This is a genomic window from Klenkia sp. AC732 (assembly GCF_979256525.1).
The window spans coordinates 1-24564 of sequence record NZ_CEEDOS010000001.1 but is presented as its reverse complement, the minus strand read 5'-3'; the positions used below and the strand labels follow the sequence as shown (position 1 = coordinate 24564).

At 74.9% G+C, this 24564-nt stretch carries 20 protein-coding genes and 2 pseudogenes; 15 read left to right on the top strand and 7 right to left on the bottom strand.

Translation table 11 applies throughout. The annotated features are described in order from the left end of the window. Positions 1–117 precede the first annotated feature (117 nt). On the bottom strand, positions 118–1242 hold the full coding sequence (locus AC0IVP_RS00110) for a 5-methyltetrahydropteroyltriglutamate--homocysteine S-methyltransferase (protein WP_056292203.1): 1125 nt from the start codon (positions 1240–1242) through the stop codon (positions 118–120). Between the two features lie 61 nt (positions 1243–1303). Between AC0IVP_RS00110 and AC0IVP_RS00105 the strand changes: the two genes are divergently transcribed. From AC0IVP_RS00105 to AC0IVP_RS00090, 4 genes are all read left to right on the top strand, one after another. Further along, positions 1304–1600: a hypothetical protein gene (locus AC0IVP_RS00105; protein WP_056292206.1), complete on the top strand. Its 297-nt coding sequence runs from the start codon at positions 1304–1306 to the stop codon at positions 1598–1600. 199 nt (positions 1601–1799) lie between these two features. Further along, a complete protein-coding gene (locus tag AC0IVP_RS00100) occupies positions 1800–3794 on the top strand; it encodes a glycosyltransferase (RefSeq protein WP_471753675.1) in 1995 nt (664 codons plus the stop codon). Positions 3795–3817: 23 nt separating this feature from the next. Further along, the gene (locus AC0IVP_RS00095) at positions 3818–5323 is read left to right on the top strand and encodes an aldehyde dehydrogenase family protein (RefSeq protein WP_471753673.1); all 1506 of its coding nucleotides are present in this window, start codon (positions 3818–3820) and stop codon (positions 5321–5323) included. Next, entirely contained in the window at positions 5320–6939 is a 1620-nt protein-coding gene (locus tag AC0IVP_RS00090) for a GMC family oxidoreductase (protein ID WP_471753671.1), read from the top strand. The genes AC0IVP_RS00095 and AC0IVP_RS00090 overlap by 4 nt, the downstream gene beginning before the upstream one ends. Before the next feature lie 111 nt (positions 6940–7050). Here the strand turns inward: AC0IVP_RS00090 and AC0IVP_RS00085 are convergent, their stop codons facing one another. Beyond that, entirely contained in the window at positions 7051–7887 is an 837-nt protein-coding gene (locus AC0IVP_RS00085; RefSeq protein ID WP_056292251.1) for a LysR family transcriptional regulator, read from the bottom strand. 88 nt (positions 7888–7975) lie between these two features. Between AC0IVP_RS00085 and AC0IVP_RS00080 the strand changes: the two genes are divergently transcribed. Next, on the top strand, positions 7976–8698 hold the full coding sequence (locus AC0IVP_RS00080; RefSeq protein WP_471753669.1) for an SDR family oxidoreductase: 723 nt from the start codon (positions 7976–7978) through the stop codon (positions 8696–8698). Between the two features lie 52 nt (positions 8699–8750). Next, positions 8751–9239, top strand: coding sequence for a DinB family protein (locus AC0IVP_RS00075; RefSeq protein ID WP_471753667.1), 489 nt, complete (start codon positions 8751–8753; stop codon positions 9237–9239). 4 nt (positions 9240–9243) lie between these two features. Here the strand turns inward: AC0IVP_RS00075 and AC0IVP_RS00070 are convergent, their stop codons facing one another. Next, positions 9244–10572: an MFS transporter gene (locus AC0IVP_RS00070; RefSeq protein ID WP_471753665.1), complete on the bottom strand. Its 1329-nt coding sequence runs from the start codon at positions 10570–10572 to the stop codon at positions 9244–9246. 72 nt (positions 10573–10644) lie between these two features. Here AC0IVP_RS00070 and AC0IVP_RS00065 point away from each other — a divergent pair, with 72 nt between their 5' ends. Further along, positions 10645–11613 carry a GlxA family transcriptional regulator gene (locus AC0IVP_RS00065; RefSeq protein WP_471753663.1) on the top strand — a complete coding sequence of 323 codons (969 nt, stop codon included), beginning with the start codon at positions 10645–10647 and terminating at the stop codon, positions 11611–11613. Positions 11614–11655: 42 nt separating this feature from the next. Here the strand turns inward: AC0IVP_RS00065 and AC0IVP_RS00060 are convergent, their stop codons facing one another. Next, complete coding sequence (locus AC0IVP_RS00060; protein ID WP_471753661.1) at positions 11656–13170, bottom strand: MFS transporter; 1515 nt, start codon at positions 13168–13170, stop codon at positions 11656–11658. Between the two features lie 302 nt (positions 13171–13472). Here AC0IVP_RS00060 and AC0IVP_RS00055 point away from each other — a divergent pair, with 302 nt between their 5' ends. Together AC0IVP_RS00055 and AC0IVP_RS00050 are read left to right on the top strand one after the other, a co-directional pair. After that, complete coding sequence (locus AC0IVP_RS00055) at positions 13473–15242, top strand: DEAD/DEAH box helicase (protein ID WP_471753659.1); 1770 nt, start codon at positions 13473–13475, stop codon at positions 15240–15242. A gap of 114 nt (positions 15243–15356) precedes the next feature. Then, positions 15357–15788 (top strand): hypothetical protein, encoded by a 432-nt coding sequence (locus AC0IVP_RS00050; protein WP_471753657.1) that lies wholly within the window; start codon positions 15357–15359, stop codon positions 15786–15788. Between the two features lie 156 nt (positions 15789–15944). Here the strand turns inward: AC0IVP_RS00050 and AC0IVP_RS00045 are convergent. Continuing rightward, positions 15945–16565, bottom strand: a pseudogene (locus AC0IVP_RS00045) (GAF and ANTAR domain-containing protein); the annotation flags it as partial. 208 nt (positions 16566–16773) lie between these two features. On the opposite strand from AC0IVP_RS00045, the gene AC0IVP_RS00040 reads away from it, so the two are divergent. Beyond that, positions 16774–18228 carry an NAD(P)/FAD-dependent oxidoreductase gene (locus tag AC0IVP_RS00040; protein ID WP_471753655.1) on the top strand — a complete coding sequence of 485 codons (1455 nt, stop codon included), beginning with the start codon at positions 16774–16776 and terminating at the stop codon, positions 18226–18228. 85 nt (positions 18229–18313) lie between these two features. Here the strand turns inward: AC0IVP_RS00040 and AC0IVP_RS00035 are convergent, their stop codons facing one another. Next, positions 18314–19039 (bottom strand): polysaccharide deacetylase family protein, encoded by a 726-nt coding sequence (locus AC0IVP_RS00035; RefSeq protein ID WP_471753653.1) that lies wholly within the window; start codon positions 19037–19039, stop codon positions 18314–18316. Continuing rightward, positions 19036–19983, bottom strand: a complete 948-nt coding sequence (locus AC0IVP_RS00030; protein WP_471753651.1) for a glycosyltransferase family 2 protein — start codon at positions 19981–19983, stop codon at positions 19036–19038. Before AC0IVP_RS00030 ends, AC0IVP_RS00035 begins: the two co-directional genes overlap by 4 nt. Before the next feature lie 106 nt (positions 19984–20089). On the opposite strand from AC0IVP_RS00030, the gene AC0IVP_RS00025 reads away from it, so the two are divergent. The 5 genes and pseudogenes from AC0IVP_RS00025 to AC0IVP_RS00005 form a co-directional block, all read left to right on the top strand. Next, positions 20090–20857, top strand: coding sequence for an SDR family NAD(P)-dependent oxidoreductase (locus AC0IVP_RS00025; RefSeq protein WP_471753649.1), 768 nt, complete (start codon positions 20090–20092; stop codon positions 20855–20857). Then, on the top strand, positions 20854–21285 hold the full coding sequence (locus tag AC0IVP_RS00020) for a DUF6578 domain-containing protein (RefSeq protein ID WP_471753647.1): 432 nt from the start codon (positions 20854–20856) through the stop codon (positions 21283–21285). The genes AC0IVP_RS00025 and AC0IVP_RS00020 overlap by 4 nt, the downstream gene beginning before the upstream one ends. 9 nt (positions 21286–21294) lie before the next feature. After that, entirely contained in the window at positions 21295–22080 is a 786-nt protein-coding gene (locus tag AC0IVP_RS00015) for an SDR family NAD(P)-dependent oxidoreductase (RefSeq protein WP_471753645.1), read from the top strand. Positions 22081–22220: 140 nt separating this feature from the next. Continuing rightward, on the top strand, positions 22221–23288 hold the full coding sequence (locus tag AC0IVP_RS00010; RefSeq protein ID WP_471753643.1) for a hypothetical protein: 1068 nt from the start codon (positions 22221–22223) through the stop codon (positions 23286–23288). A 116-nt stretch (positions 23289–23404) separates the two neighbouring features. Continuing rightward, positions 23405–24564, top strand: a pseudogene (locus AC0IVP_RS00005) (hypothetical protein); the annotation flags it as partial.

The window sequence follows — 24564 nt, the reverse complement described above, 5'->3', positions numbered from 1 at the left end:
CCGGTCCGCGGGGACTACCCGACGACGGCTGGCGACTCAACCGTTGGACAGGACCGTAGGGCCCCTCACGACCCGGTGTCCAGCAGTGCGCGCACCGTCACCCCCGGCGACGGCAGATCAGCCCCAGACCTCCGCCGCGGTCTCCACCACCAGCTCCAGCTTGGCCCGCTGGTCGTCGTGGGTCAGCGCGTTGCCCTCCACCGTGGAGGAGAACCCGCACTGCGGGGACAGCGCCAGCTGCTCGATCGGGACGTACCGGGCGGCCTCGTCGATGCGCCGCTTGAGGTCGTCCTTGCGCTCCAGCTCCGGGCGCTTGGTGGTCACCAGGCCCAGCACCACCCGCTTGCCCGGGGGGACGAAGCGCAGCGGCTCGAACCCGCCGGAGCGGGCGTCGTCGAACTCCAGGAAGAAGCCGTCGACCTCCAGCCCGCCGAACAGCGCCTCGGCGACGAAGTCGTAGCCGCCCTCGGCCACCCAGCTGGACCGGAAGTTGCCCCGGCACATGTGGGTGGTGACCGTCAGCCCCTCGGGCCGGTCCCGCAGCGCGGCGTTGATCTGGGCGATGTAGCGCTCGTGCTGGTGCTCGGCGTCCCGGCCCTGACCGGCCAGCTCGGCCCGCTGCGCCGGGTCGTTGAGGTAGGCCAGCGAGGTGTCGTCGAGCTGCAGGTACCGGCAGCCCTGCGCGGCGATGCCGGCGACCTGCTGGCGGTAGGCACCCGACAGCGCGTCCCAGAAGGCGTCCTCGTCGGGGTAGACGGCCGGGTCGATCGCCGCGGCACCGCCCCGGTAGTGGACCATCGAGGGCGAGGGGATCGTCAGCTTCGCCGTCTGGGCGGGCTGCACCGCGCCCTGCAGGTGGGCGAAGTCGTCGGCGAAGACCGGCTCGTCGATCGACAGCGGACCCTCGACCCGCAGCCCGGCCGGCGTGTAGTCCAGGGACCCGTCGGCGTTCTGGAAGTGCACCGTGATGTTCTCGGTGACCTTCGTGATCCCACTGATCCGGTAGATGAAGTCCATGTGCCACGACGCGCGGCGGAACTCCCCGTCCGTGGCGGTCTGCAGGCCGACGTCGGCCTGCATGCGCACCACCTCGTCGACGGCCTCGTCCTCGGCGGCGCGCAGGCCGTCGGCGTCCAGCTCGCCGTCGGCGAACCGGGCCCGCGCGGTGAGCAGCGAGGCCGGGCGCAGCAGGCTGCCGACGTGGTCGGCGCGGAACGGGGGGCCGTCGGTCGGGCTGGTCATGTCCTGATCGTCACGCAGTCCCCGCCGACGTGCCCGCCGGGGAGCGCGGATACTCGAGGGCATGAGCAAGCGCGTGCTGACCGGCGCCGTCACCTGGGTCGTCCTCACCGTCGGGGCCTTCCTGCTGGACCCGATCCTGGGCGCCGCGGTGCTGGTCTTCGGCGGCATCCTGGTGACCATCGGCCACGTCGCCAGCACCTGGGGGGACGCCTCCTCCTACGAGGAGCGGGAACTGGTGCGCGCCCGCCGCCGGGCCGAGGCCCGGCAGGCCAACTCGGGCAAGCGGGAGAAGGAGCGGGCCCGGTACCGGGCGGCGATGGAGCGCAAGGCGGCGCGGGCGGCCCGCAAGGGCGCCTGAGGGCGCCTGAGGGCGCCCGAGGGCACGGCCGCGCCCGGGTCACCCGGACGGGGCGGGTGCCACCGCGCGACCGCCCACCCCGCGCTCCCCCGGCGATAGCCTGCCCGCGCGGCGGCACGGTCCGCCGCCGCCTCGACCGACGCGGGAGCCGCGCCCCGCCGGCCCCGCTGCGGTCGTCCCGACACCGCCAGGAGGTCCCGTGGCACCCGTGCCGCACGCCGTCCCAGGAACCACCCGGAGACCGGCCCTGGTCGTCGTCAACTACGGCAGCAGCGCACTGCTGGCCCGCAACCTGACCCTCAGCGCCCGGGACGTGCCGCTGGTCGTCGTCGTCGACAGCTGGACCGACCAGGCCGAACGGGACGCCGTCCTCGAGCTGGCCGGGCGGCACGGCTGGCTCGTCGAGACCCCGAGCACCAACACCGGCTTCGGGACCGGGTGCAACACCGGCGCGGCGCGGGCGGTGGCCGAGGGGGCGACGTCCCTGGTGCTGCTCAACCCCGACGCCTGGATCGAGCCGGAGGCCCTGGACCGCCTGGTCGACCAGGCCGAGGACGACCGGTCCCTGCTCGTCGCCCCGCGGATCCTGGACGCCGGCGGGGCACCGTGGATGTCGGGCACGATGGACCTGCGCCTGCACGACGGCACCGTCGGCTCCAGTCGGCACCGGCAGCCCGGTGCCGCGGTGCTCGAGTGGGTCTCCGGTGCGGTCATGGTGATGAGCACGGACCTCTGGACGGCGACCGGCGGCTTCGACGACGACTACTTCCTCTACTGGGAGGACGTCGACCTGTGCCGCCGGGTGCAGGAGGCAGGCGGCCGCGTCCGGGTCGACACCTCGGTCGTCGCCGGGCACGCCGAGGGCGGCACCCAGCCCGGGGGCCGCGGAGACCGCGCCAAGTCCGAGGCCTACTACCGGTACAACATCCGCAACCGGCTGCTCTACGCGCGCAAGTGGCTGCCAGCCGCGGACCGCAGGCGGTGGACCCGGCAGGTGCCGAGGACGGCGTGGGGCACGCTGCTCACCGGTGGCCGCCGGCAGTTCCTGCAGAGCAGCCGGCCGTGGCGCGGGTACGGCCGCGGCGTGCTGGCCGCCTACGCGCTGGCCGCCGGCCGCCCCGTGCCGCAGCGGCCGGGCGTGGCCCGGGCGACCGCACGCCGGGAGCCGGACCTGGTCCGGGTGCTGGAGTCCTTCGCCGAGCCGAAGAGCTCCACCAACCCCTACATCACCCAGCTGCTGGCCTCGCTGCGGGCGACGCCGGGTACGCAGGTGCGGTGCTGGAGCTGGGGCACCGCGCTGCGCGGTGGGTACGACGTCCTCCACACGCACTGGACCGAGGCCCTGATCGAGCGCCGGGGCGTGGTGTCGACCGCCGGGCGGCGCCTGCTCTTCGCCCTGGTCCTGCTGCGGCTGTCGGTCACCGGCACCCCCGTCGTGCGCACCGTGCACAACGTGGACCTGCCGTCCGGGCTGTCCCGCACCGAGCTCCTGCTGCTCGCCTGGACGGAGCGGCTGACGAGGGCCCGGATCGTCCTGAACCCCTTCACCCCGGCGGGGCCCGGCAGCGTGCTGGTCGAGCACGGCCACTACCGGGACTGGTTCGCCCAGCACCCCCGGCCCGAGCCGGCGCCCGGGCGGGTGGCGTTCATCGGCCGGGTGCGCCGGTACAAGAACGTCGAGGGCCTGGTCCGGGCGTTCACCGCGCTGCCCCCGGACGGCGCACCGGTCCCCACCCTGCACGTCGCCGGGAGCCCGTCCACCGACGAGCTCGCCGCCACTCTCGTGGCGCTGGCCGCCGGGGACCCCCGCGTCAGCCTGGACCTGGGCTACGTGGACGACGCCGACCTGGTCCGCGAGGTGGGCGAGGCCGAGCTGGTGGTCCTGCCCTACCACGAGATGCACAACTCGGGCAGCGTCCTCGCAGCGCTGTCGCTGGACCGGCCGGTCCTGGTCCCCGACACCGAGTTCAACCGGGCCCTCGCCGACGAGGTGGGCCAGCAGTGGGTCCTCCGCTTCGCCGGCGAGCTGGACACCCGGGCCCTGGCAGCCGCCCTCGCGGACGTGCGCGCCCGACCCCGCACCGGCACGCCCGACCTGGGCAGGAGGGACTGGGCCGAGGCGGGGGCCCGGCACCTGGAGGCCTTCCGTGCGGCGAGGGGGCCGCGAGCCGCGAGCCGGGTTACCGACCGGTAACAACCGGCGTAGTCTCCCGCGGCATGACCCTGGTCGAGTCGCCGGTCGGCAGCGCCGCCACCGACACCTTCGAGTCCACCTCCCCCGCCACCGGCGCCCGCGTCGGGCAGTTCCCGGTGCACACCGCCGAGGACGTCGACGCCGTCGTCGCACGGGCCCGGGTGGCTGCCGATCGGTGGGCCGCCCTCGGCTTCGCCGGGCGCAAGCAGCGGCTGGCCGCCTACCGCGGCTACCTCGCGCGCCGGATGCACGAGCTCGCCGACCTGGTGCACCGGGAGAACGGCAAGCCGCACGCCGACGCGATCCTGGAGATCACCCTCGCCGTCGACCACCTGGCCTGGGCCGCGGCGCACGCGAGGAAGACCCTGGGTCCCCGGTCGGTCGCCCCCGGCCTGCTCGCGGCCAACCACCAGGCGACGCTGGAGTACCAGCCGCTGGGCGTCGTCGGGGTCATCGGGCCGTGGAACTACCCGGTCTTCACCCCGATGGGCTCGATCGCCTACGCGCTGGCCGCCGGCAACGCCGTGGTCTTCAAGCCCAGCGAGTTCACCCCCGCCATCGGCGCGTGGCTCGCGCAGGCCTGGTCGGCCGCCGTCCCGGATGCCGCGGACGCCTTCCAGGTGGTCACCGGACTCGGCGCCACCGGCACCGCGCTGTGCCGCGCCCGGGTCGGCAAGATCGCCTTCACCGGGTCCGCGGCGACCGGCCGGAAGGTGATGGCCACCTGCGCCGAGACGCTCACCCCGGTGCTCATGGAGTGCGGCGGCAAGGACGCCATGATCGTCGACGACGACGCCGACGTGACCGCTGCGGCCGACGCGGCCGTGTGGGGCGCGATGAGCAACGCCGGGCAGACCTGCATCGGCATCGAGCGGGTCTACGCGACGTCGGCGGTCTACGACTCCTTCGTCGCCGCCGTGACGACCCAGGTGCAGGGCCTGCGCCCCGGCGCCGACGACGGCGCCTCCTACGGCCCGATGACGATGCCCGCGCAGACCGACGTCGTGCAGCGCCACCTGGACGACGCCGCGGCCACCGGTGGGCGGGCGGTCGTCGGCGGCACCGTCGACGGCGGCTACGTCTCCCCCACCGTGCTGCTGGACGTGCCGGAGTCCTCGTCCGCGGTGCAGGAGGAGACCTTCGGCCCGACGATCACGATCACCCGGGTCGCCGACGCCGAGGAGGCGCTGCGGCTGGCCAACGGCACCTCGCTGGGCCTGGGCGGCTCGGTGTTCAGCGGCTCCGCGGAGCGCGGGATGGACCTGGCCCGGCGGATGCGCAGCGGCATGACGTCGGTCAACTCGGTGATCACGTTCGCCTCGGTGCCCGCGCTGCCCTTCGGCGGCGTCGGCGAGAGCGGCTTCGGCCGGATCCACGGGGAGGACGGGCTGCGCGAGTTCACCCGGGCCAAGGCGATCACCCGACAGCGCTTCCCGTTGCCGGTGGCGCTGATGAGCTTCGGCCGGCCCGCGTCGGCCGCCGACGCCCTGGCCCGGGTCATGGGCCTGGTGCACGGACGCCACCGGTGAGCGACGACCGGTTCGACGTCGTCGTCGTGGGTGCCGGCTCGGCCGGCTGCGCGCTGGCCGGGCGGCTGAGCGAGGACCCGTCGCTGCAGGTGCTGCTGCTGGAGGCCGGCGGGTCCGACGACGTCCTCGAGGTGCAGGTGCCGGCCGCGCTCTACAAGACCTTCCGCACCCGGCGGGACTGGAACTACAGCACCGAGCCGCAGCCCGCTGCGGCCGGCCGGTCGGTGTTCTGGCCGCGCGGCAAGCTGCTGGGCGGGTCCAGCTCGATCAACGCGATGATCTACGTCCGCGGTGCCGCGGCGGACTACGACGAGTGGGCGCAGCTGACCGGGGACCCCCGCTGGTCCTACGACGAGGTGCTGCCGGTCTTCCGCCGGATGGAGGACAACGCCCGCGGCGCCGACGCCTTCCACGGCGTCGGCGGACCGCTGCGCGTGGAGGACCCGCGCAGCCCGCACCCGTGGAGCCGCGCCGTCGTGGAGTCCGCGGTGGCCGCCGGGTACCCGCGCAACACCGACTTCAACGGCGCCGCACAGGAGGGCGCCGGGCTCTACCAGCTCACCCAGAAGCGCGGCCGGCGCTGGTCGACAGCCGACGCCTACCTGCGCCCCGCGCTGGGCCGGCCGAACCTCACCGTCCGCACCGGCGCCCAGGCCACCCGGGTGCTGCTGGAGGGTGCCGACGGTGACCTGCGAGCCACCGGCGTCGAGTACCGCTCCGGCGGGTCCGTGCACCAGGTGCACGCCGAAGAGGTGGTGCTCTCCGGCGGCGCGATCAACTCCCCGCAGCTGCTGATGCTCTCGGGCATCGGGCCCGCCGAGCACCTGCGCGCCGTCGGCGTCGAGGTGCGGCACGACCTGCCCGGGGTCGGCCAGGGCCTGCAGGACCACCCGCTGGTGCCGACCATCTGGCACGTCCGGAGCGGGAAGTCGCTGTTCCGCGGCGAGTCCCCCGCCGGGTACGCGCAGTGGTTCGCCGCCCGCCGCGGCCCGCTGACCTCCAACCTGGCCGAGGCCGGGCTGTTCACCCGCTCCCAGGACGGCCTCGCCGAGCCCGACCTGCAGTACCACTTCCTGCCCGTGAAGTACTGGCAGCAGGCCCTCGTCGACCCCGACGTGGACGCCTTCACCGCCTGCGCGGTGCTGGTCCGGGTGGCCTCCCGCGGGTCGGTGACCCTGCGCTCGGCCGACCCGACCTGGGCACCGGCCATCGACGCGGGCTACCTCACCGAGGACAGCGACCTCGAGGCGCTCGTCACCGGGGTGGAGAAGGCCCGGGAGATCGCCGCCGTCGGACCCCTGGCGCGGGTGCTGGCCGACGAGTGGTCACCGGGCGGCACCGTCTCCACCCGCGCCGCGCTGCGGCAGAGGGTGCGGGAGACCCTCGAGTCGCTGTACCACCCGGTCGGCTCGGCCCGGATGGGCACCGACGAGGACGCCGTCGTGGACCCCGAGCTGCGGGTGCGCGGCGTCGCCGGGCTCCGCGTCGTCGACGCCTCGGTGATGCCGACGCTGGTCCGCGGCAACACCAACGCCCCGACGATCATGGTCGCCGAACGCGGCGCGGACCTGGTGGCGGCGTCCCTGGGCGCCCGGAGCGCGGCCACGACCCGCTGAGGGTCGCCGCACCCTGCGCCCCCTGCCCGGGGCAGAGGAAGCTCTACACCCCCTCATCGCCCCCCGCGGGGGTGTAGAGCTTCCCATGCCGCCGAGGGGGCGGCCGACGGGTCAGAGCCGCAGGGCGGTGCGCACCAGCCCGGCGACGGCGAGCGACCGGCTGTGCGGGGGCCAGGCGACCACCGTCGTCACCGGCTCGGCGTCGAGCACGGGCACGGTGGTCAGGCCCTCCCCCAGCTGCGAGCGCACCGACTCCGGGAACACCGCGAAGGTGCGGCCCAGCGCGACCAGTTGCAGCAGCTGGGCGTGGTCGCGGACCTCGGGGCCGGACCCGTCGGGGCGCCCGGCCGGCCCGGACCAGCGCGGGGCGGGCAGCCCGGGCAGGTCCGCGAGGTCGGCCAGGACCACGTCGGTGCGCCCGGCCAGCGCGTGCCCGGCCGGCAGGACGGCGACCTGCCCCTCGGTGCCCAGCTCCTCCACGTCGAGGCCGGTCAGGTCGTCGTAGGGGCGGTGCAGCAGGGCGACGTCGGCCCGACCGTCACGCAGCACCGCGCCCTGCTCGCCGACGCCGACCAGCAGCACCTCGACCGGGACGGCGTCGGGTTCGGCGGCGTGCGCGTCCAGCAGCTCGGCCAGCAGCTCGGCCGACGCCCCGGCCTTGACCGCGAGCACGACCTCGGCCCGGCCGGGGGCGGCCCGCCGGGTGCGACGCTCGGCGGCCTCGACGGCGGCCAGGGCGGCTCGGCCCTCCCTCAGCAACACCGCGCCCGCCGGGGTCAGCGCGACCACCCGGCTGGTGCGCTCCAGCAGCGCGCCGCCCAGCCTGCGCTCCAGCTGGGCGATCGCCCGGGACAGCGGCGGCTGCGCCATCCCGAGCCGCTGGGCGGCACGGCCGAAGTGCAGCTCCTCCGCGACCGCGACGAAGTACCGCAGCTCCCGGGTCTCCACGTCCTCGACGGTACCGATACCCACAGGGCATCGGTGGGCACCGGACCGGTCCTGGCCCCCCGGCCGGGACGGGACGACGCTGGAGCCCGTGAGCACACAGACGACCGCGCTGGTCACCGGCGCGAACAAGGGCATCGGCTACGAGATCGCCGCGGGGCTGGGCCGGCTGGGCTGGGCCGTCGGCATCGGTGCCCGGGACGACGAGCGCCGCGAGGCCGCGGTGGCACGGCTGCGGGAGGCCGGGGTGGACGCGTTCGGCGTCCCGCTGGACGTCACCGACGACGCGAGCGTCGCGGCCGCGGCCGCGCTGCTGACCGAGCGGGGCGGGCTGGACGTGCTGGTGAACAACGCCGGCGTCACCGGCGGCGGGGTGCAGACCCCCAGCGAGGTCGACATGGACGCCGTCCGGGCCGCCGTGGAGGTCAACGTCTGGGGTGTCGTCCGGCTGACCAACGCGGTGCTGTCGCTGCTACGCCGCTCGCCGTCCCCACGGATCGTGAACGTGTCCAGCGGGGTCGGGTCGCTGACCCGGCAGAGCGCCGACGACGGCACGACCGGCCCGCTGTCGGCGGCCTACTCCCCGTCCAAGACCTACCTGAACGCGATCACCGTGCAGTACGCCAAGGAGCTGGCCGGCACCGGCGTCCTGGTCAACGCGGGCTGCCCCGGCTTCGTGGCCACCGACCTCAACGGCTTCCGCGGCACCCGGACCCCCGAGGAGGGTGCGCGCACGCCCATCCGGTTGGCCACCCTCCCCGACGGCGGACCGACCGGCACGTACTCCGACGACGACGGCCCGATCCCCTGGTGAGCACACCGCTGGTGTCCTACGGTCGCGGCACCGAGCTGGGGAGGGACCGTCGATGACCACCCGTGAACGCGCCGACCTGGTCGAGTCGCTGCAGACCCACCGCTGGTTCCTGCTGCGCACCGTCGAGGGCCTGACCGACGAGCAGGCGAGCCTGCGGCCGACGGCCAGCGCGCTCTGCCTGGCCGGGATCGTCAAGCACACGTCCTGGACCGAGGCGGGCTGGGCCCGCTTCATGACCGACGGCGCGGCGGGGATGGCCGACACCACCGACGACCGCGAGGACCAGTGGGACCTCGCCGACGGCGAGACCCTGGCCGACGTGCTGGCCCGGTACGCCGAGGTGGCCGAGCACACCGACTCCCTCGCCGCGACGCTGGACCTGGACGCCGAGCACCCCCTGCCCGAGGCGCCGTGGTTCCCGCCCGGGGCCGGCCGCTCGGTGCGGCGGGTGCTCCTGCACCTGGTCGGGGAGACCGCGCAGCACGCCGGGCACGCCGACGTGCTGCGCGAGTCGATCGACGGTCGGCGGACGATGGGCTGAGGCCTCACCCGCGGGTGACGGCGTCCTCCGCGGCGGCCAGCTCGGGGTCGGGCGCCGGGGCAGGCGCGGGGGTCCGGCTCTTCGCGATGGCGAAGGACAGGCCCGCGGCGGCGACGCAGAGCAGCGCGGCGCCGTACCAGGCGGCGTCGTAGGTGCCGGTGACGTCGCGGACCACGCCCGCGGAGTAAGCGGCGATCGCCGCGCCGACCTGGTGGGAGGCGAACACCCACCCGAAGACGACGGGGGCCCGGGCCCCGAAGTGCTGCCGGCACAGCGCCAGGGTCGGCGGCACGGTGGCCACCCAGTCCAGGCCGTAGAAGACGATGAACGCGATCATCGAGGCCTGCAGGTCCGACCCGAACAGCGGCGGCAGCAGGAACAACGACAGCCCGCGCAGGCCGTAGTAGGCGACCAGCAGCAACCGGGGGTCCACCCGGTCGGTGAGCCAGCCCGAGGCGATGGTGCCGGCGATGTCGAAGAGCCCGACCAGCGCCAGCAGGGACGCCGCCGTGGTCACCGGCATGCCGTGGTCGTGCGCGGCGGGGATGAAGTGCGGCTGGACCAGGCCGTTGGTGGTGGCCCCGCAGATGGCGAAGCCCGCGGCCAGCAACCAGAACACCCGGGTCCGTGCGGCCAGCGCCAGCCCGGCCAGCGCCGTCCTCGCGGCGTTGCCGGTGACCCGGGGCGGCTCGTCGGCGGCGGTCCCGCCGTAGGGCACGGCGCCGACGTCGCTGGGCCGGTCGCGCAGCAGCCAGGCCACGAACGGGGTGACGACGAGGGCGGCGGCCGTCGTCCCGAGCGCTGCCGGGCGCCAGCCGTACGCCTGGCTGACCTGCGCCACGATCGGCAGGAAGACCAGTTGCCCGGCGGCCCCGCCCGCGGTCAGGACGCCGGAGACCAGGCCGCGCCGCTGCACGAACCAGCGTCCGGTCACCGTGGCCACCAGCGACATCGCCATCGACCCGGTGCCCAGCCCCACCAGCAGTCCCCAGCACACGACCAGCTGCCACGCAGAGGTCATGAAGACCGTCAGCCCCGACCCGATGGCCACCACCAGCAGCGCGGCCACGACGACCCGGCGGATGCCGAAGCGCTCCATCAGCGCGGCGGCGAAGGGCGCGGTGAGCCCGTAGAGGGCCATGTTCAGCCCGACGGCGGCCGAGATGGTCGAGGTCGACCAGCCGAACTCGGCCTGCAGCGGCTCGATCAGCACGCCGGGCACGGCCCGGAACGCGGCGGCGCCCACCAGGGCCAGGAAGGTCACCGCGGCCACCCACCAGGCGGGGTGGACCCGGCGGGCACGCTGCTGCGGGGCGGTCTCCTGCGTGGTCACGGCGGAGAGCATGACGGCCGGGGACGCCGCACGACCAGTGGCCGGACAGCCAACACGTGCAAGGATCCGGCCATGTCCGTCCACCGGGTCGTCGTGCTGGCCCTGGAGAACACCGTGGCCTTCGAGCTGGGCCTCCCGCACGCCTTCCTGGCCGGCGCCCGCGACGAGCACGAGGCCGCGCTCTACGACGTCGTCACCGCCACGGTCGACGGCGGCCCGGCCACCACGAGCGCGGGGTACCGGGTGCTCCCCGACGGCGACCTCTCGCTGCTGGGCGGCGCGGACACCGTCGTCGTCCCCGGGGTGGCCGGCGGGCCGGCGATGCGCGGCGAGGGGCTGCCGGAGGAGCTGACCGCCGCCCTGCACGGGCCCGCCCGGCTCGTGTCGATCTGCACCGGGGCCTTCGTGCTGGCCGCCGCGGGCCGCCTCGACGGGCGCCCGGCGACCACGCACTGGATGCACGCCGAGCGCTTCGCCGCGCTGTACCCGCGGGTCCGGCTGGACCCCGACGTGCTCTACGTCGACGACGGCGACGTCCTCACCAGCGCCGGCAACGCCGCCGGCATCGACCTGCTGCTGCACGTCGTCCGCCGGGACCACGGCAGCGCCGTGGCCACCCGGGTGGCGAGGCGGCGGGTGGTCTCCCCCTGGCGGGACGGCGGGCAGTCCCAGTTCGTCGACCGGCCGGTCCCCGAGCCCACCGGCCCAGGGACGGCGGCCACCCGGGCATGGGCCACCCGGCGGCTGGACCAGCCCCTCACCCTGGACCAGCTCGCCGGGCACGCGGCGATGAGCGTGCGGACCTTCACCCGCCGCTTCCGCGAGGAGACCGGGCTGAGCCCGTCGCGGTGGCTGACCCAGCAGCGGGTCGACCTGGCCCGGCACCTGCTGGAGACCACCGACGCCAGCGTGGACCGGGTCGCCGAGCAGGCCGGCTTCGGCACCGCCACCTCGCTGCGCCAGCACCTGCACGCCGCGATCGGCGTCGCCCCGCTGGCCTACCGGCGCACGTTCCGCGGGAGCGTCGCCACGGGCAGGTGAGGGTCGGTGCACCTCGTCCGTGGACGTGGTCGGTGGACTGGGTCAGTGGACGTGGTGGCCGTGCGCGTGCTCGTCCTCCCGCCGGTCGGCCTGCTCCTGCTGCTCCTGCTGCTGCAGGGAGGGCCGGTCCCGGCGCCAGTCCAGCACCGCGATGACCAGGGCGGCCAGCGCCCCGAGCACCGCCGTCCCCAGGGCGACGCCGGCCGCGACCGGGTACTCCCCCGAGCCGGACAGCACCACGTAGAACAGCCCGGGCAGCACCGCCGAGCCCAGCGCGGCGCCGAAGCGCTGCATGGTCTGCAGCCCACCACCGGCCGCCCCGGCCATCCGCACCGGCACGTCGCGCAGGGTGAGCGTGATGTTCGGGCTGATCACGAAGCCGCCGCCCAGCCCGGCCAGGAAGAGGGTGGGCACCACGACCCAGCCCAGGATCTCGGTGGGCACCAGCCAGACGACCACCGCGGTGGCGGCCAGTCCGGTGGAGACGACGCTGAGCCCGATGACGGTCAGCAGCCGGCCGAACCGGCTGACCAGCCGCCCGGCCAGTGCCGCGGACCCGGCCGCGCCGATCGCGAAGGGCACCACCGCCAGCCCGGACTGCAGGGGCGTCCAGCCCAGACCGGTCTGGAAGAACAGCGCGAACACCAGCCAGATCCCGCTGAACCCGATGAAGTACACGGTGCCGACGGCGACCCCGGAGGCGTAGCCGCGGGTCTCGGTCAGCAGCCGGACGTCGAAGACCGGCTCCCGGCCACGGGCGACCACCCGCCGCTCCCAGACGGCGAACGCGGCCAGCGCGACCGCTCCCAGCAGGAAGAGCCACCAGAGCCGGGCGATGCCGCCGGACTCGGCCTGCACCAGCGGCAGCAGCACGAACGTCGCGCCGACACCGAGCAGCAGCACCCCGACGACGTCGATGTCGGTGTTGGTGCCCGTGGGCTCCGCCTTGGGCAGCAGCCGGGTGGCCAGCACGAACGCGACGACGCCGATGGGCACGTTGACGAAGAAGATCGCCCGCCAGCCCAGGTCCTCCCCGAACAGCCCGATCAGCAGCCCGCCGACGACCGGGCCGATCGCCGTGGAGACACCGACGGTGGCACCGAAGAGCCCGAACGCCTTGCCGCGCTCGGGCCCGCGGAACAGCTGCTGGATGAACGCCGAGTTCTGCGGGGCCAGGAAGCCGGCGGCCACGCCCTGCACCAGCCGCGCCACCACCAGCATCAGCACGCTGGGCGCGGCACCGGCGGCGGCACTGGAGAGCACGAAGACCACCAGGGCGACCAGGAAGATCCGGCGTCGTCCGAACGCGTCGCCCAGCCGCCCGGCCGGCACGAGCACCAACCCGAAGGTCAGCGCGTAACCCGACACCACCCACTGCACGCCCGAGGCCGTCGTCCCGAGGGCGTCCTGCATGGAGGGCAGCGCGACGGAGACGATGCTGACGTCGAGCAGGGTCATGAACCCGACGACCAGGGTGACCGAGAGCGCCTTCCACCGCCGGGGGTCCGGTTCGTAGGGCGGGTCCTGCCGGTCCTGCTGCTGGGGGGACGCGCTCACGCTGCACTCACCCCGCCGTTCTACGCCGCGACGGCGGTGCGGACGACTCGGGCGGTTCGGGTGTGACCACCGACTCGCCCCGCACCGGGCCGTCCGGCGTCCCGGGCGTGGCAGAGTGGTGATCACCGGCGTTGCCCCCCGCTCATCCGAGAGCAGGTGGACTCGACGTCGGCGCGACAGGCTGCGCCACCGAGGCGCGCCGGCGACCCGACGTCCGACCGGACGGTGCGGCCCCAGGTGTGACCACCGCGGGCCCCGCCCTGGCGACGGACGGTGGCCACCACACGGTGAGGACCCCCGACGTGAACGCAGAACAGCCCGCAGGCGAGCGCCCCCGCCGCCGCGCCACCCGCCCCGCCGGCACCGCCGACGGCCGCACCACCCCCGCCTTCCGCGCGCCCTCGGCCCCCCGGCCGCAGCCGCTGGTGACCACCCACGAGCCGCACCGGCCCGAGGTGCAGGGCGAGCCGGGCACCGGCCGTCGCCGTCGCGGCGGCCGGGGTCGCGGGAACGCCGCCGGCTCGGCCCCCGCCGAGCAGGGCGCCGGCACGCAGGCCGCGACCACGCCGCCGGCCGAGGCGCCGGTGGCCAACCCGCGCGCCCAGCAGCCGGTCGTCCAGCCGCGCGTGGAGACGGTGCCCGCCGGCGCCGACGCCACCGTGCTGCCCACCGACACCACGTTCGCCGCCCTTGGCGTCCCCGCCCCGCTGGTCGAGGTGCTGACCGCCAGCGGGATCGCCTCGCCGTTCCCGATCCAGGTCGCCACGCTGCCCGACACGCTGGCCGGCAAGGACGTGCTGGGGCGCGGGCGCACCGGCTCGGGCAAGACGCTGGCCTTCTCCATCCCGCTGGTGGCCCGGCTCGCCGGCTCCACCGCCAAGCGCCAGCCCCGCAAGCCGCGCGCGCTGATCCTGGTGCCGACCCGCGAGCTGGCCAACCAGGTCTCGGCCGTCGTCGACCCGCTGGCCCGCGCCCTGGGCATGAAGACCACCACCGTCTTCGGCGGCGTCGGCCAGAACCCCCAGGTGCAGGCCCTCATGGGCGGCATCGACGTGCTCATCGCCTGCCCCGGCCGGCTCGAGGACCTCATCAAGCAGGGGCACTGCGACCTGTCCGCCATCGAGGTCACCATCCTCGACGAGGCCGACCACATGGCCGACCTGGGCTTCCTGCCCGGCGTCAAGCGCCTGATGGACCGCACCCCGAAGGTCGGTCAGCGGCTGCTGTTCTCGGCCACCCTGGACAACGGCGTCGACGTCCTGGTCAAGCGGTACCTGGACCACCCGAAGACGCACTCGGTCGACCCCGCCGTCGCCCCGGTCTCCACCATGACCCACCACGTGTTCCGGGTCGACACCCTGGACAAGAACCAGGTCGTCAAGGAGCTGGCCTCCGGGCTGGACCGGGTGGTGCTCTTCACCCGGACCAAGCACCAGGCCAAGAAGCTGGCCAAGCAGCTCACCGCCGGCGGTGTGCCCGCCGTCGACCTGCACGGCAACCTGAGCCAGAACGCCCGCGAGCGCAACCTCGAGGCCTTCACCAACGGCTCGACCCGGGTGCTGTGCGCGACCGACATCGCCGCCCGCGGCATCCACGTGGACGACGTCGCCATCGTCGTGCACGTCGACCCGCCGGCCGAGCACAAGGCCTACCTGCACCGCTCCGGGCGCACCGCCCGGGCCGGCGCCGGCGGCACCGTCGTCACCATCGCCACGCCCGACCAGGCCGGCGAGGTCCGGCTGCTGGCCCGCCAGGCCGGGATCACCCCCGAGGTTACCGCGGTCAAGCCCGGCGCCCGCGAGATCGTCGCGCTGACCGGCCCGGCTGCGCCCTACGTGGAGCCGGCGCCCGTCGTCGAGCAGCCCCAGGGCGGCGGCGGTGGCGGCAACGGCGGCCGACGTCGCAGCCCGGCCGGTGGCGGCGCGACCGGTGCCCGCTCCGGCGGGCGCTCCGGCGGCTCGGGTTCCGGCGGCGGCCAGGGCCGCTCCTCGGGTCCGGCCCGGACCCGCGCCGAGCTCGCCGCCCGCGCCGGGCAGCAGCCCGCCGGGCGCTCGCGTCGCGCGAGCCGCTGACGCACGCACCGCACCACCCACACCGCCCCGCGGACCGCTCCGGTCCGTGGGGCGGTGTGCTGCGGGGTGCGGGAGACTCGGACCCGACGATCCACCACTGCTGAACGAGGTCCCATGCGCCTGCCCATCACCCCCGCCGAGATCGCCCCCCGCATCGCGACCGGGGCGTTCATCCTCAACTCCGGCCTCGGGAAGCGGAACGCCGACGAGGGCACCGCGGCCGGCCTGCACGGCTTCGCGACGGGCACCTACCCGTTCCTGTCCAAGGTCGCCCCGGCCACCTTCGCCAAGGCCCTGTCGACGGCGGAGATCGCCATCGGCGCCGCACTGCTCACCCCGTTCGTGCCCACCGCCGTCGCCGGCGCCGCGCTGACCGCCTTCTCCGGCGGCCTGCTCGGGCTCTACCTGCGCACCCCGGGGATGACCAAGCCGGGCAAGTCGGTCGCCCCCACCCAGGACGGGCTGCCGGTCTCCAAGGACGTCTGGATGTTCGGCATCGGCCTGGGCCTGCTGACCCAGGCCGTGCTGGACCGCCGCGCGAAGTAGCGCCGCAGCACCCACCACAGCACCGCAGCACCCGGGGCCGATGGTCCAGGTCCCCCGGCGTCGCTCGGTGGAGGCCACCGAACGCTCGTGGGCGTCGACCAGCCGCTGGGCCAGGTCACGCAGCTTCTCGTTGCTCTCCTGGCTCTGCCGCTTGAGCGCCATCAGGGCGGTGTCCGAGCTGCACCGGGCGCGCTCCATCAGCATGCCCACGGCCTGCCCGATCACCTGCCGGCTGACCAGCGCCTTCTGCAGGTGGTCGACCTCGGCGTCGTGGTCGCTCATCCGCAGCGCCACCGACAACGCGCCGGTGGCCTGCGCTGCCCAGGCCTGGGCGGCCGAGGCGTCGGCCTCGGTGAACGCCCGCGGCCGGGTCGCGTACAGGTTCAGCGCCCCGCGGGCGGTGCTGCCGATCTGCAGCGGCAGCGAGAGCGTCGACCGGATGCCGGCCTGCACCGCCCGCTCCGGGTAGGGCACCCACCGGGTCTCGGTCGCCATGTCCGCGACGCTCACCATGTCCCCCGTGCGGAGGGACTCCAGGCACGGGCCGGCGTCGAGCTCGTACTGCCGCTCGTCACCGACACGTGCCAGTTCACCGCTGTAGGCGATCGTCTCGCCCCGGCCGGCTCTCTCCAGGCTCAACCCGCAGGCCTCGGCCCCGGGCGTGGTCTCCACGGCCCTCTGCAGCAGCTGCTGCAGGAAGTCCGCGCTGTCGCTGGCGGAGTCCAGGATGTCCCCGAAGTCCACCGACCCGTCGACGACGGGCTCCCCGCCGGTCATGCAGTCCTCCACACGCACGAACCCGCCCCGCTGTCTCGAGGTGGCCCGAAGTCACTGGGGGAGAATCTAGACGACCGGCGGAACCAGAGCGGACGGTGGCACGACACACCGCGGCGGGGCAGGCTGTGCGCAACGTCGCACGCACGGTGGACGCGCAGGTCGCACACGTCCCGTGCCGCCACGCGCGGCGTGGGACGATGGAGACATCATGACGACATCCGGAGCTGCTGTGCCCACGAACCAGACCACCGGCCACCGACCGCGGGTCGTCATCATCGGTTCCGGATTCGGCGGGCTCTTCGCCGCCCAGCGGCTCCGCAAGGCCGACGTCGACGTCACCCTCGTGGCCAAGACCGGCCACCACCTCTTCCAGCCGCTGCTCTACCAGGTGGCCACCGGGATCCTGTCCGAGGGCGAGATCGCCCCGCCCACCCGGGACATCCTGAAGAACCAGGCCAACGCCAAGGTCGTCCTCGGCGAGGTCGTCGACATCGACCTGTCGGCCAGGACGATCACCTCCTGGCTCCTGGGCCGGGAGACCGAGCACCCCTACGACCACCTCATCGTGGCCGCCGGTGCCGGGCAGTCCTACTTCGGCAACAGCCAGTTCTCCCAGTACGCCCCCGGCATGAAGAGCGTCGACGACGCCCTCGAGCTGCGCGGCCGCATCCTGGGCGCCTTCGAGATGGCCGAGGTCGCCACCGACCCGGCCGAGATCGACCGGCTGCTGACCTTCGTCGTCGTCGGCGCCGGCCCGACCGGGGTGGAGATGGCCGGCCAGATCGCCGAGCTCGCCCGCCGCACGCTGAAGAAGAACTTCCGCAACATCGACCCGAAGACCGCCCGGGTCATCCTGCTCGACGCCGCACCGGTCGTGCTGCCGCCGTTCAAGGAGAAGCTGCAGAAGAACGCGCACCGGCAGCTCAACGAGATCGGCGTCGAGGTCCAGCTGGGCGCGATGGTCACCGGCCTGGACGCCAACGGCCTGGACGTCAAGGACACCACCTCGGGCGCCACCCGCCGGATCGTGGCGGCCACCAAGATCTGGGCCGCCGGCGTGCAGGCCTCGCCGCTGGGTGCGCTGCTGGCCCAGCAGTCCGACGTCACGATCGACCGGGCCGGCCGGGTCGAGGTCCAGCCCGACCTGACCATCCCGGGTCACCCCGAGGTCTTCGTGGTCGGGGACATGATGAGCCTGGACAAGCTGCCCGGCGTCGCCCAGGTCGCCATCCAGGGTGGGCGCTTCGCCGCCGACCGGATCGCCGCCACGGTCTCGGGCAAGAAGGCCAAGGAGAAGTTCCAGTACTTCGACAAGGGCTCGATGGCCACCATCAGCCGGTACCACGCGGTCGCCGACCTCGGGAAGTTCAACGTCACCGGCTTCCTGGCCTGGGCGATGTGGCTGCTGGTCCACCTGGTCTACATCGTGGGCTTCAAGAGCCGCGTGGTGACCACCTTCAGCTGGATCGTGTCCTTCCTGGGCAAGGGCCGCGCGCAGCGGGTGGCCACCCAGCAGCAGGTCTACGGCCGGCTCGCGCTGGAGAAGCTCGGCCCGGACTTCGAGGTGTCCCAGACCGGCGGCCTCGAGGCCGCTGACGCCGACGACGTCCAGGGCGCGCTCGACGTCGCCGACGGTGCCCCCGTGGGCGGCGCCCGCAGCTGACGGCCGCACCCGACCCGCGACGGGCGGTCCTCCCCACCGGGAGGGCCGCCCGTCGTCGTCGGTCAGGGGGTCGGCGGGCGGCTGTTCAGCTGGAGAACCAGGCCCGGCGCACCGGCTCCCCACGGCGGAGGGCGTGCTCCAGCGAGACCCCGGCCAGACCCGCCGACCGGTAGGCCTCCAGCAGCCCGGTGACCAGGGCGCCGCGGTCCACCCGGGGCTCGGGACCGTCGTCGGCGCCGTCGGTGTGGTCGGCGAAGGAGTCGTGGGCGAGCAGGACGTCCCCGGCACCCACTCCCCGGGTCGCCCTGGCCAGCCGATCGGAGTCCGGGATGTCCCGGGAGTCCCACAGGGTGGCGCTCCACAGCACCGGGGTGAGCCCGACGGAGCGAAGGGCCAGCCAGGTGCCGACGGTCTGTCTCCCGTAGGGCGGGCGCACCCAGCGGACCGGGCGGCCCGACGCGTCCTCGAGGACGTGCACGCTGTCCCGGGTGCGCTGCAGCAGGTCGGCCCGGCCGAAGTCGGGGAAGGGCCGGTGGTCCTGGCCGTGCAGCCCGATCTCGTGGCCCTCGGCGACGATCCGCGCGACCAGCTCGGGGGCGCGGCGCACCCGCCCGGCGAGCACGAAGAAGGTCGCCGTGGCCTGCGCTGCGGCCAGCGCCTCGAGGACGGCCTCGGTGCTGCCGGGGCGCGGACCGTCGTCGAAGGTGAGGACGACGGACGCCTCGTCGGTGCGCACCCGGACGACCGACCCCACCGGCGCACCCGCCGGGCCCATCGAGCGCAGGACGCGGTGCAGCGGGTTGCGCCTCACGCCGCCCCACCCCGGGCGTACTCCTCGAAGGTCCGGCCCAGGGCACCGGCGACCATCCCGCGCCCGCGGTGGACGGCGCGGAGACCGCGGGCCCGGTGCGTCATGGAGCCCGAGACCCGACCCCAGGCCCACCGCGCGGTCCCCCCGCCGACCCGCACCGCGCCCCGGACGACGCCCCGGACGGCCGCGACGGCACGTGCACGTGGGCCGTCGGCCAGCAGGAGGTCGAAGCGGCTGGTGTTGAGCCCGTGGCTCCACGCGCGCATGAGGACCCACTGCTGGGTGAGCCGGTCCGGCGGCACGAAGTCCACGGCGACCGACTCGTCGCACCACACCATGGCCAGGCCCGCGCGGTCCAGCTGCCGGGAGAAGAGGGTGTCCTCCCCTCCCCCGAGCCCGAGGGACTCGTCGAACCGGACGCCGCTGGCCCGGACCTGGCGCACGTCCAGCAGCAGGTTGCCGGCGGCTGCGACGGGGATCGGGGTGCCGGTGGGCATGCGGCGACGGCGGAAGAACTGCCCGGCCTCGACGAAGGGCGGGACGGCGTGCTCGAAGCGGGACAGGACGCGCCCCATGACGGCGGCGGCACCGGTCGTCTCCCAGGTCGCCACGAGGCTGTCCAGCCACCCGGGTTCGGGCCACTCGTCGTCGTCGATGAAGACGAGCAGGTCGGCCGCGGCCGCCTCGTCGAGGGCGCGGTTGCGCGCGGCCGCGATGCCCGGCGTCGGTTCGCACACGTAGCGCACGCCGTCGTCGGCCCAGGTGCCCACGGTCTCCCGGGCGCTGGCGAGGGGGTCGTTGTCCACGACGACCACGACCGCGTCCACGCCCCGGTCGCCGGCCGACAGCGCACCCGCCTGCTCGACGACGAGCCGGAGACCGTGGCCGAGCTTCTCGGGACGGCGGTAGGTGAGGACCGCGATGACGAGGGGACGGCGCGGCATGCCACTCCGGACGGGAGAGGGGACGGTGGACGAGGCCAGACCCTAGTGGCGCCCCGACACCCCCGGTGGCGGACGCGCGAGGCCACCGGCTGGATACGGTGCCCGGGTGACCGTTCCCCGGACCCGTTCCCTCGTCACCGGTTCCTCCCGCGGCATCGGCGCCGCCGTCGCGCACGCCCTCGCCGCTCGAGGCGACCGGGTCGCCGTGCACTACGGCAGCAACGCCGACGCCGCCCGCGAGGTGCTTGCCGGGCTGCCCGGCGACGGGCACGTGCTGGTGTCCGGCGACCTGGCCGACCCGGCCGCCGTCGCCGACCTCGTGGCCGCGGCCGTCGAGGGGCTGGGCGGGGTCGACGTGCTGGTGAACAACGCCGCGGCGCACGACCACCTGGTCGTCGAGGACTCCGACTACGACCAGTGGCAGGCGTCCTGGCAGCGGGTGCTGTCGGTCAACGTCCTCGGGACGGCGAACGTCAGCTGGCAGGTGGTCCGGCACCTGCTCGACCGGCCCGAGGGTCCCGAGGGAGGACGGATCGTCACGGTCGGCTCGCGCGGGGCGTTCCGCGGGGAGCCACAGGCGATGGCCTACGGGGCGTCCAAGGCGGCAGTGCACTCCCTCACCCAGTCCCTCGCGCTCGCGCTGGGTGGGCACGGCATCGGGGTCAGTGCCGTCGCCCCCGGGTTCGTGGCCACCGACATGGCCACCACGCTGCTGGCCGGCCCCGTCGGTGAGGGCATCCGCGCGCAGAGCCCGTTCGGCCGCGTGGGCGAGCCCCCGGAGATCGCCGCCGCGATCGCGTTCCTGACCGGCCCGGACGCGCTGTGGTGCAGCGGAGCGGTGCTGGACGTGAACGGCGCCTCCTACCTGCGGTGACGGTCCACCGGGTGCAGGTCGACGTGCACGACGTCGAGCTGTCCTGTTGCGGGGGGCCGCTGGGCATCGGCGACCGGGTCGGGTGGAGCTTGCTGCTGTCGACCGACCCGGACGAGGGCGCCGGGGACGCCGTCGACACGGTGTGGACGGTGACGGCGCTGTCCGGGTCAGCCCGCCACCTGGACGGGCGCGACCTCTGCGCGACCTGGGTCGGGTCCGGGCCACCGCCCCCGCTGGGCATCGCCCGGCTGAGTGGTCACCTCTCCGCCACCTGGCACGGCGGGACGACCGACGAGGACCTGCCCACCACGGCGGCGCGCATCGAGCGCATCCAGGTGGTGAGCCGGGCTCGTCGACCTGCGCATCGAGGGCTGACCCCGGCGGGCCAACCTGCCGACGGCGGTCGTGACGTCGGGGACGACGGGTAGGCGCCGGGGATGACGACTCCCACGAAGACCCTCGCCCTGGTGACCGGCGCCTCCTCCGGCATCGGCCTCGAACTCGCCGACCAGTTCGCCCGGCACGGCCACGACCTGCTCATCGCCGCCGATGACGCCTCCGGGCTGTCCACCGCCGCGCACCGACTGACGGCGCTCGGCGCCCAGGTGACCGAGGTGGTGGGCGACCTCCGCCGCGGTGCGGAGGTCGAACGGCTGGCGGCCGCGGTCGGGGACCGCCCCCCGGACGCGCTCGTGCTGGACGCGGGGATCGGGGCCGGCGGCGCGTTCGTCGAGCAGGATCTCGCGGACGTGCTCTCGGTGGTCGACCTCGACGTCCGGTCGACCGTGCACCTGGCCAGGTTGCTGTTGCCGGCGATGGTCGAGCGGGGGCAGGGCCGGGTGCTGGTGCTGTCCTCGATCGCTGCGACGATGCCCGGCTCGTACCAGGCGGTCTACAACGCGTCCAAGTCGTTCGTGCAGTCCTGGACGGAGGCGCTGCAGTCGGAGCTGTCGGACTCCGGGGTCACGCTGACCGCACTGATGCCCGGACCGGTGGACACCGACTTCTTCCGCCGCGGTGGGCTGCTGGGCACCGGCATGGGCCAGGGACCCAAGGACGACCCGGCCGACGTCGCCCGGCACGGCTACGAGGCGCTCATGGCCGGCCGCAAGAAGGTCTTCTCCGCGTCGATCCCGACGCGCGTGATGGGGGCCGTCAACGCCGTCGTGCCGGACACCGTGAAGGCCGCGCTGCACAAGCAGATGGCCAAGCCGAGGAGCTGATCCACCGGGGGGCCTACGGAACGTGACCGGCCGGTTCCACCGGTCCACCCCATCGGAGGACGTCCGCCCCCGTGCCTGGAACCCCTTGGTTCCGTTGTACTGGGTGTCGTCGTCCGTGACCCTGGGTGGAGGTGTGCGCTGTGTCTTCTCGTCGTGGTGTGCGTCTGTCCCGGGTCGCCGGTCGGGCCCTGACCGTGGCTGGGCTGGGTGTGGGGGTGTGGTTGGCCGGTCAGGCGACCGCGCAGGCCGATGAGGCCCCCTCGCTGGGTTCCGCGCTGGCCGGGGTGACGGCACCCGTCGCTGACCTGGTGACGACGGTGACGGCGCCGGTGGCGCCGGTGGCGCCGGTGGTGGCCCAGGTGGCTGCCCCGGTGGCTCCGGTGGCCGCCCCCGTGGTCGCGGAGGTCGCGGCACCGGTGACGCAGGTGGCACTTCCGGTGGCGCGGGTCGTGGCGCCGGTCGCCGAGGTGGCTGCGCCCGTGGTGGCGCCGGTCGCCGCAGTGGTGGCGCCGGTCGTGCAGGCCGCGGCACCGGTGGTGACGCCGGTCGTGCAGGCCGCGGCGCCGGTGGTGACACCGGTGGCCGGTTCCCTCGCCCCCGTCACCGCCCCGGTCCTCGTCCCGGTGGTCGACCTCGTCTCCCCGGTGACCGACGCCCTCGCGCCGGTCCTGTCGGCGCTCTCGCCGGTGACCAGCGCGTTGTCGCCGGTGACGGGTGCGCTGGCGCCGGTGGTCGGGCCGGTCGTGGGGCCGCTGGCCCCCGTTCTCGGGTCGCTGGCCCCCGTCATCGGGTCGTTGGCCGTGGTCCTCGCTCCCCCGGCCGCCCCTGCTGACGGGTCCACCATCGAGCTCGTGACGGCTCGCACCGCGGGCCCCGTCGCCCTGTCCTCCCCCGCCCCCGGCGCGTCGCCGGCCGATGCTGCTCTCGGGTCCGCCATCGCCGTCCCCGCTGCGGCTGCCGCTGCCGCTGCCGCTGCCGGAACCCTGCCTGCTGGTGCGGTCCCCGCGCCGTCGGCTCCGGCCCCCGCCGCCCCGGTCTCCCCGCTGCACGGCTCGGCCGCCGGCGGTTCTCCCTCCTCTGACCAGACGGCGGCCGACCTGTCGGACGCCACCCTGGCCGCCCTCGGCGCGGGCCTGTCCGCCGTCGCCGACACCGCCCGCGACGCTGCGGGCAACACCGCGTTCGACCCCTCTTTCTCCCCCGACTGACACCGCCGCCCGCTCAGCCTCTGCGCGCTGAGCCCGGCAGTCCCCAGCCCCTCGCCTCTCGTGCGGGTGCTGGTCCACCTCAGTCGAGCACCACTCCTGGAGAAGGAACTCTCGTGATGAACCTGTGGGTCAAGCGCGGCCTCCAGACGGCCCTGCTCACCGGCGGCCTCCTGGCCGTCGGCAGCGGGATCGCCTCAGCCGACGACAACATCGACGTGACCGTCCCGGTCACGGTCACCGACAACACCCTGGGCGTCCTCACCGACGCCACCGCGACCAGTGGCCTGGAGCTGCCCGCCCTGGACGCCGACCTCACCCTGGACCTGGGCCCCGCCAGCGTCTCGGTCCCGATCACCGTCGGGGACAACACCGCCGCCATCGGCGGCAGCACCACCCCCGCACCCGCCCCGGCGCCGGCGCCGGCGCCGGACGTGACCGGTGGCGCGCAGATCGCCGACGAGACCGGCTACACCGGACCCCCGACCGCCACCCCCGTCCCCGCCGACTCCGGCGCCGACTCCGGATCAGGGCTGGACGTCACCGTGCCGGTCACCATCGGCGGCAACGCCATCGGCGTGCTCGGTGACGCCACGTCGACCGGGTCGACCACCGCACCGGCCCCGAACGCATCTACCGGCTCTGGCCTGGACGTGACCGCCCCGATCACCGTCGGAGGCAACGCGATCGGCGTCCTCGGTGAGGCCGCCACCACCGGCTCGACGACCCCTTCGGCACCGACCGCCCCGGCAGCTGGCACCAATGGCGGCATCGACATCACCGCCCCGGTCACCGTCGGCGGGAACGCCGTCGGCGTCCTGGGTGATGCGACCTCCACCGGGGGCACCACCGCCCCGGCCCCGGCCGGCTCCACCGGCTCGACCGGCTCGACCGGCTCGACCGGCTCGACCGGCTCCGGCATCGACGTGACCGCCCCGGTCAGCATCGTCGGCAACGCCGTCGGCATCGGCGGGGACGCCACCTCCACCGGCACCACCACCCCGACCGCAGGGACCACCACCGGCAGTGGCACCGGTGACGGCATCACCGTCACCGCACCGATCACCGCCTGCGGCAACGGCATCGGCGTCCTGGGTGACGCCACCGCCACCTGCACCACCCCCACCACCCCGGCCGCTCCCGCGGCCGGCACCGACGGCGGCATCGACGTCGCGGCCCCCGTCCTCATCGGCGGCAACGGCATCGGTGGCCTCGGCGGCACCGGAACCGGCATCACCACCCCCACCACCGGCGCCCCCACCACCGGCACCACCACGAC

What these genes read in the sequence shown, in the direction of transcription:
- AC0IVP_RS00030 (WP_471753651.1), bottom strand. Translation starts at nt 19,983, where the DNA reads ATGCCGCGCCGTCCCCTCGTCATCGCGGTCCTCACCTACCGCCGTCCC.
- AC0IVP_RS00065 (WP_471753663.1), top strand. Translation starts at nt 10,645, where the DNA reads ATGTCCGTCCACCGGGTCGTCGTGCTGGCCCTGGAGAACACCGTGGCC.
- AC0IVP_RS00015 (WP_471753645.1), top strand. Translation starts at nt 21,295, where the DNA reads ATGACGACTCCCACGAAGACCCTCGCCCTGGTGACCGGCGCCTCCTCC.
- AC0IVP_RS00050 (WP_471753657.1), top strand. Translation starts at nt 15,357, where the DNA reads ATGCGCCTGCCCATCACCCCCGCCGAGATCGCCCCCCGCATCGCGACC.
- AC0IVP_RS00105 (WP_056292206.1), top strand. Translation starts at nt 1,304, where the DNA reads ATGAGCAAGCGCGTGCTGACCGGCGCCGTCACCTGGGTCGTCCTCACC.
- AC0IVP_RS00040 (WP_471753655.1), top strand. Translation starts at nt 16,774, where the DNA reads ATGACGACATCCGGAGCTGCTGTGCCCACGAACCAGACCACCGGCCAC.
- AC0IVP_RS00110 (WP_056292203.1), bottom strand. Translation starts at nt 1,242, where the DNA reads ATGACCAGCCCGACCGACGGCCCCCCGTTCCGCGCCGACCACGTCGGC.
- AC0IVP_RS00095 (WP_471753673.1), top strand. Translation starts at nt 3,818, where the DNA reads ATGACCCTGGTCGAGTCGCCGGTCGGCAGCGCCGCCACCGACACCTTC.
- AC0IVP_RS00075 (WP_471753667.1), top strand. Translation starts at nt 8,751, where the DNA reads ATGACCACCCGTGAACGCGCCGACCTGGTCGAGTCGCTGCAGACCCAC.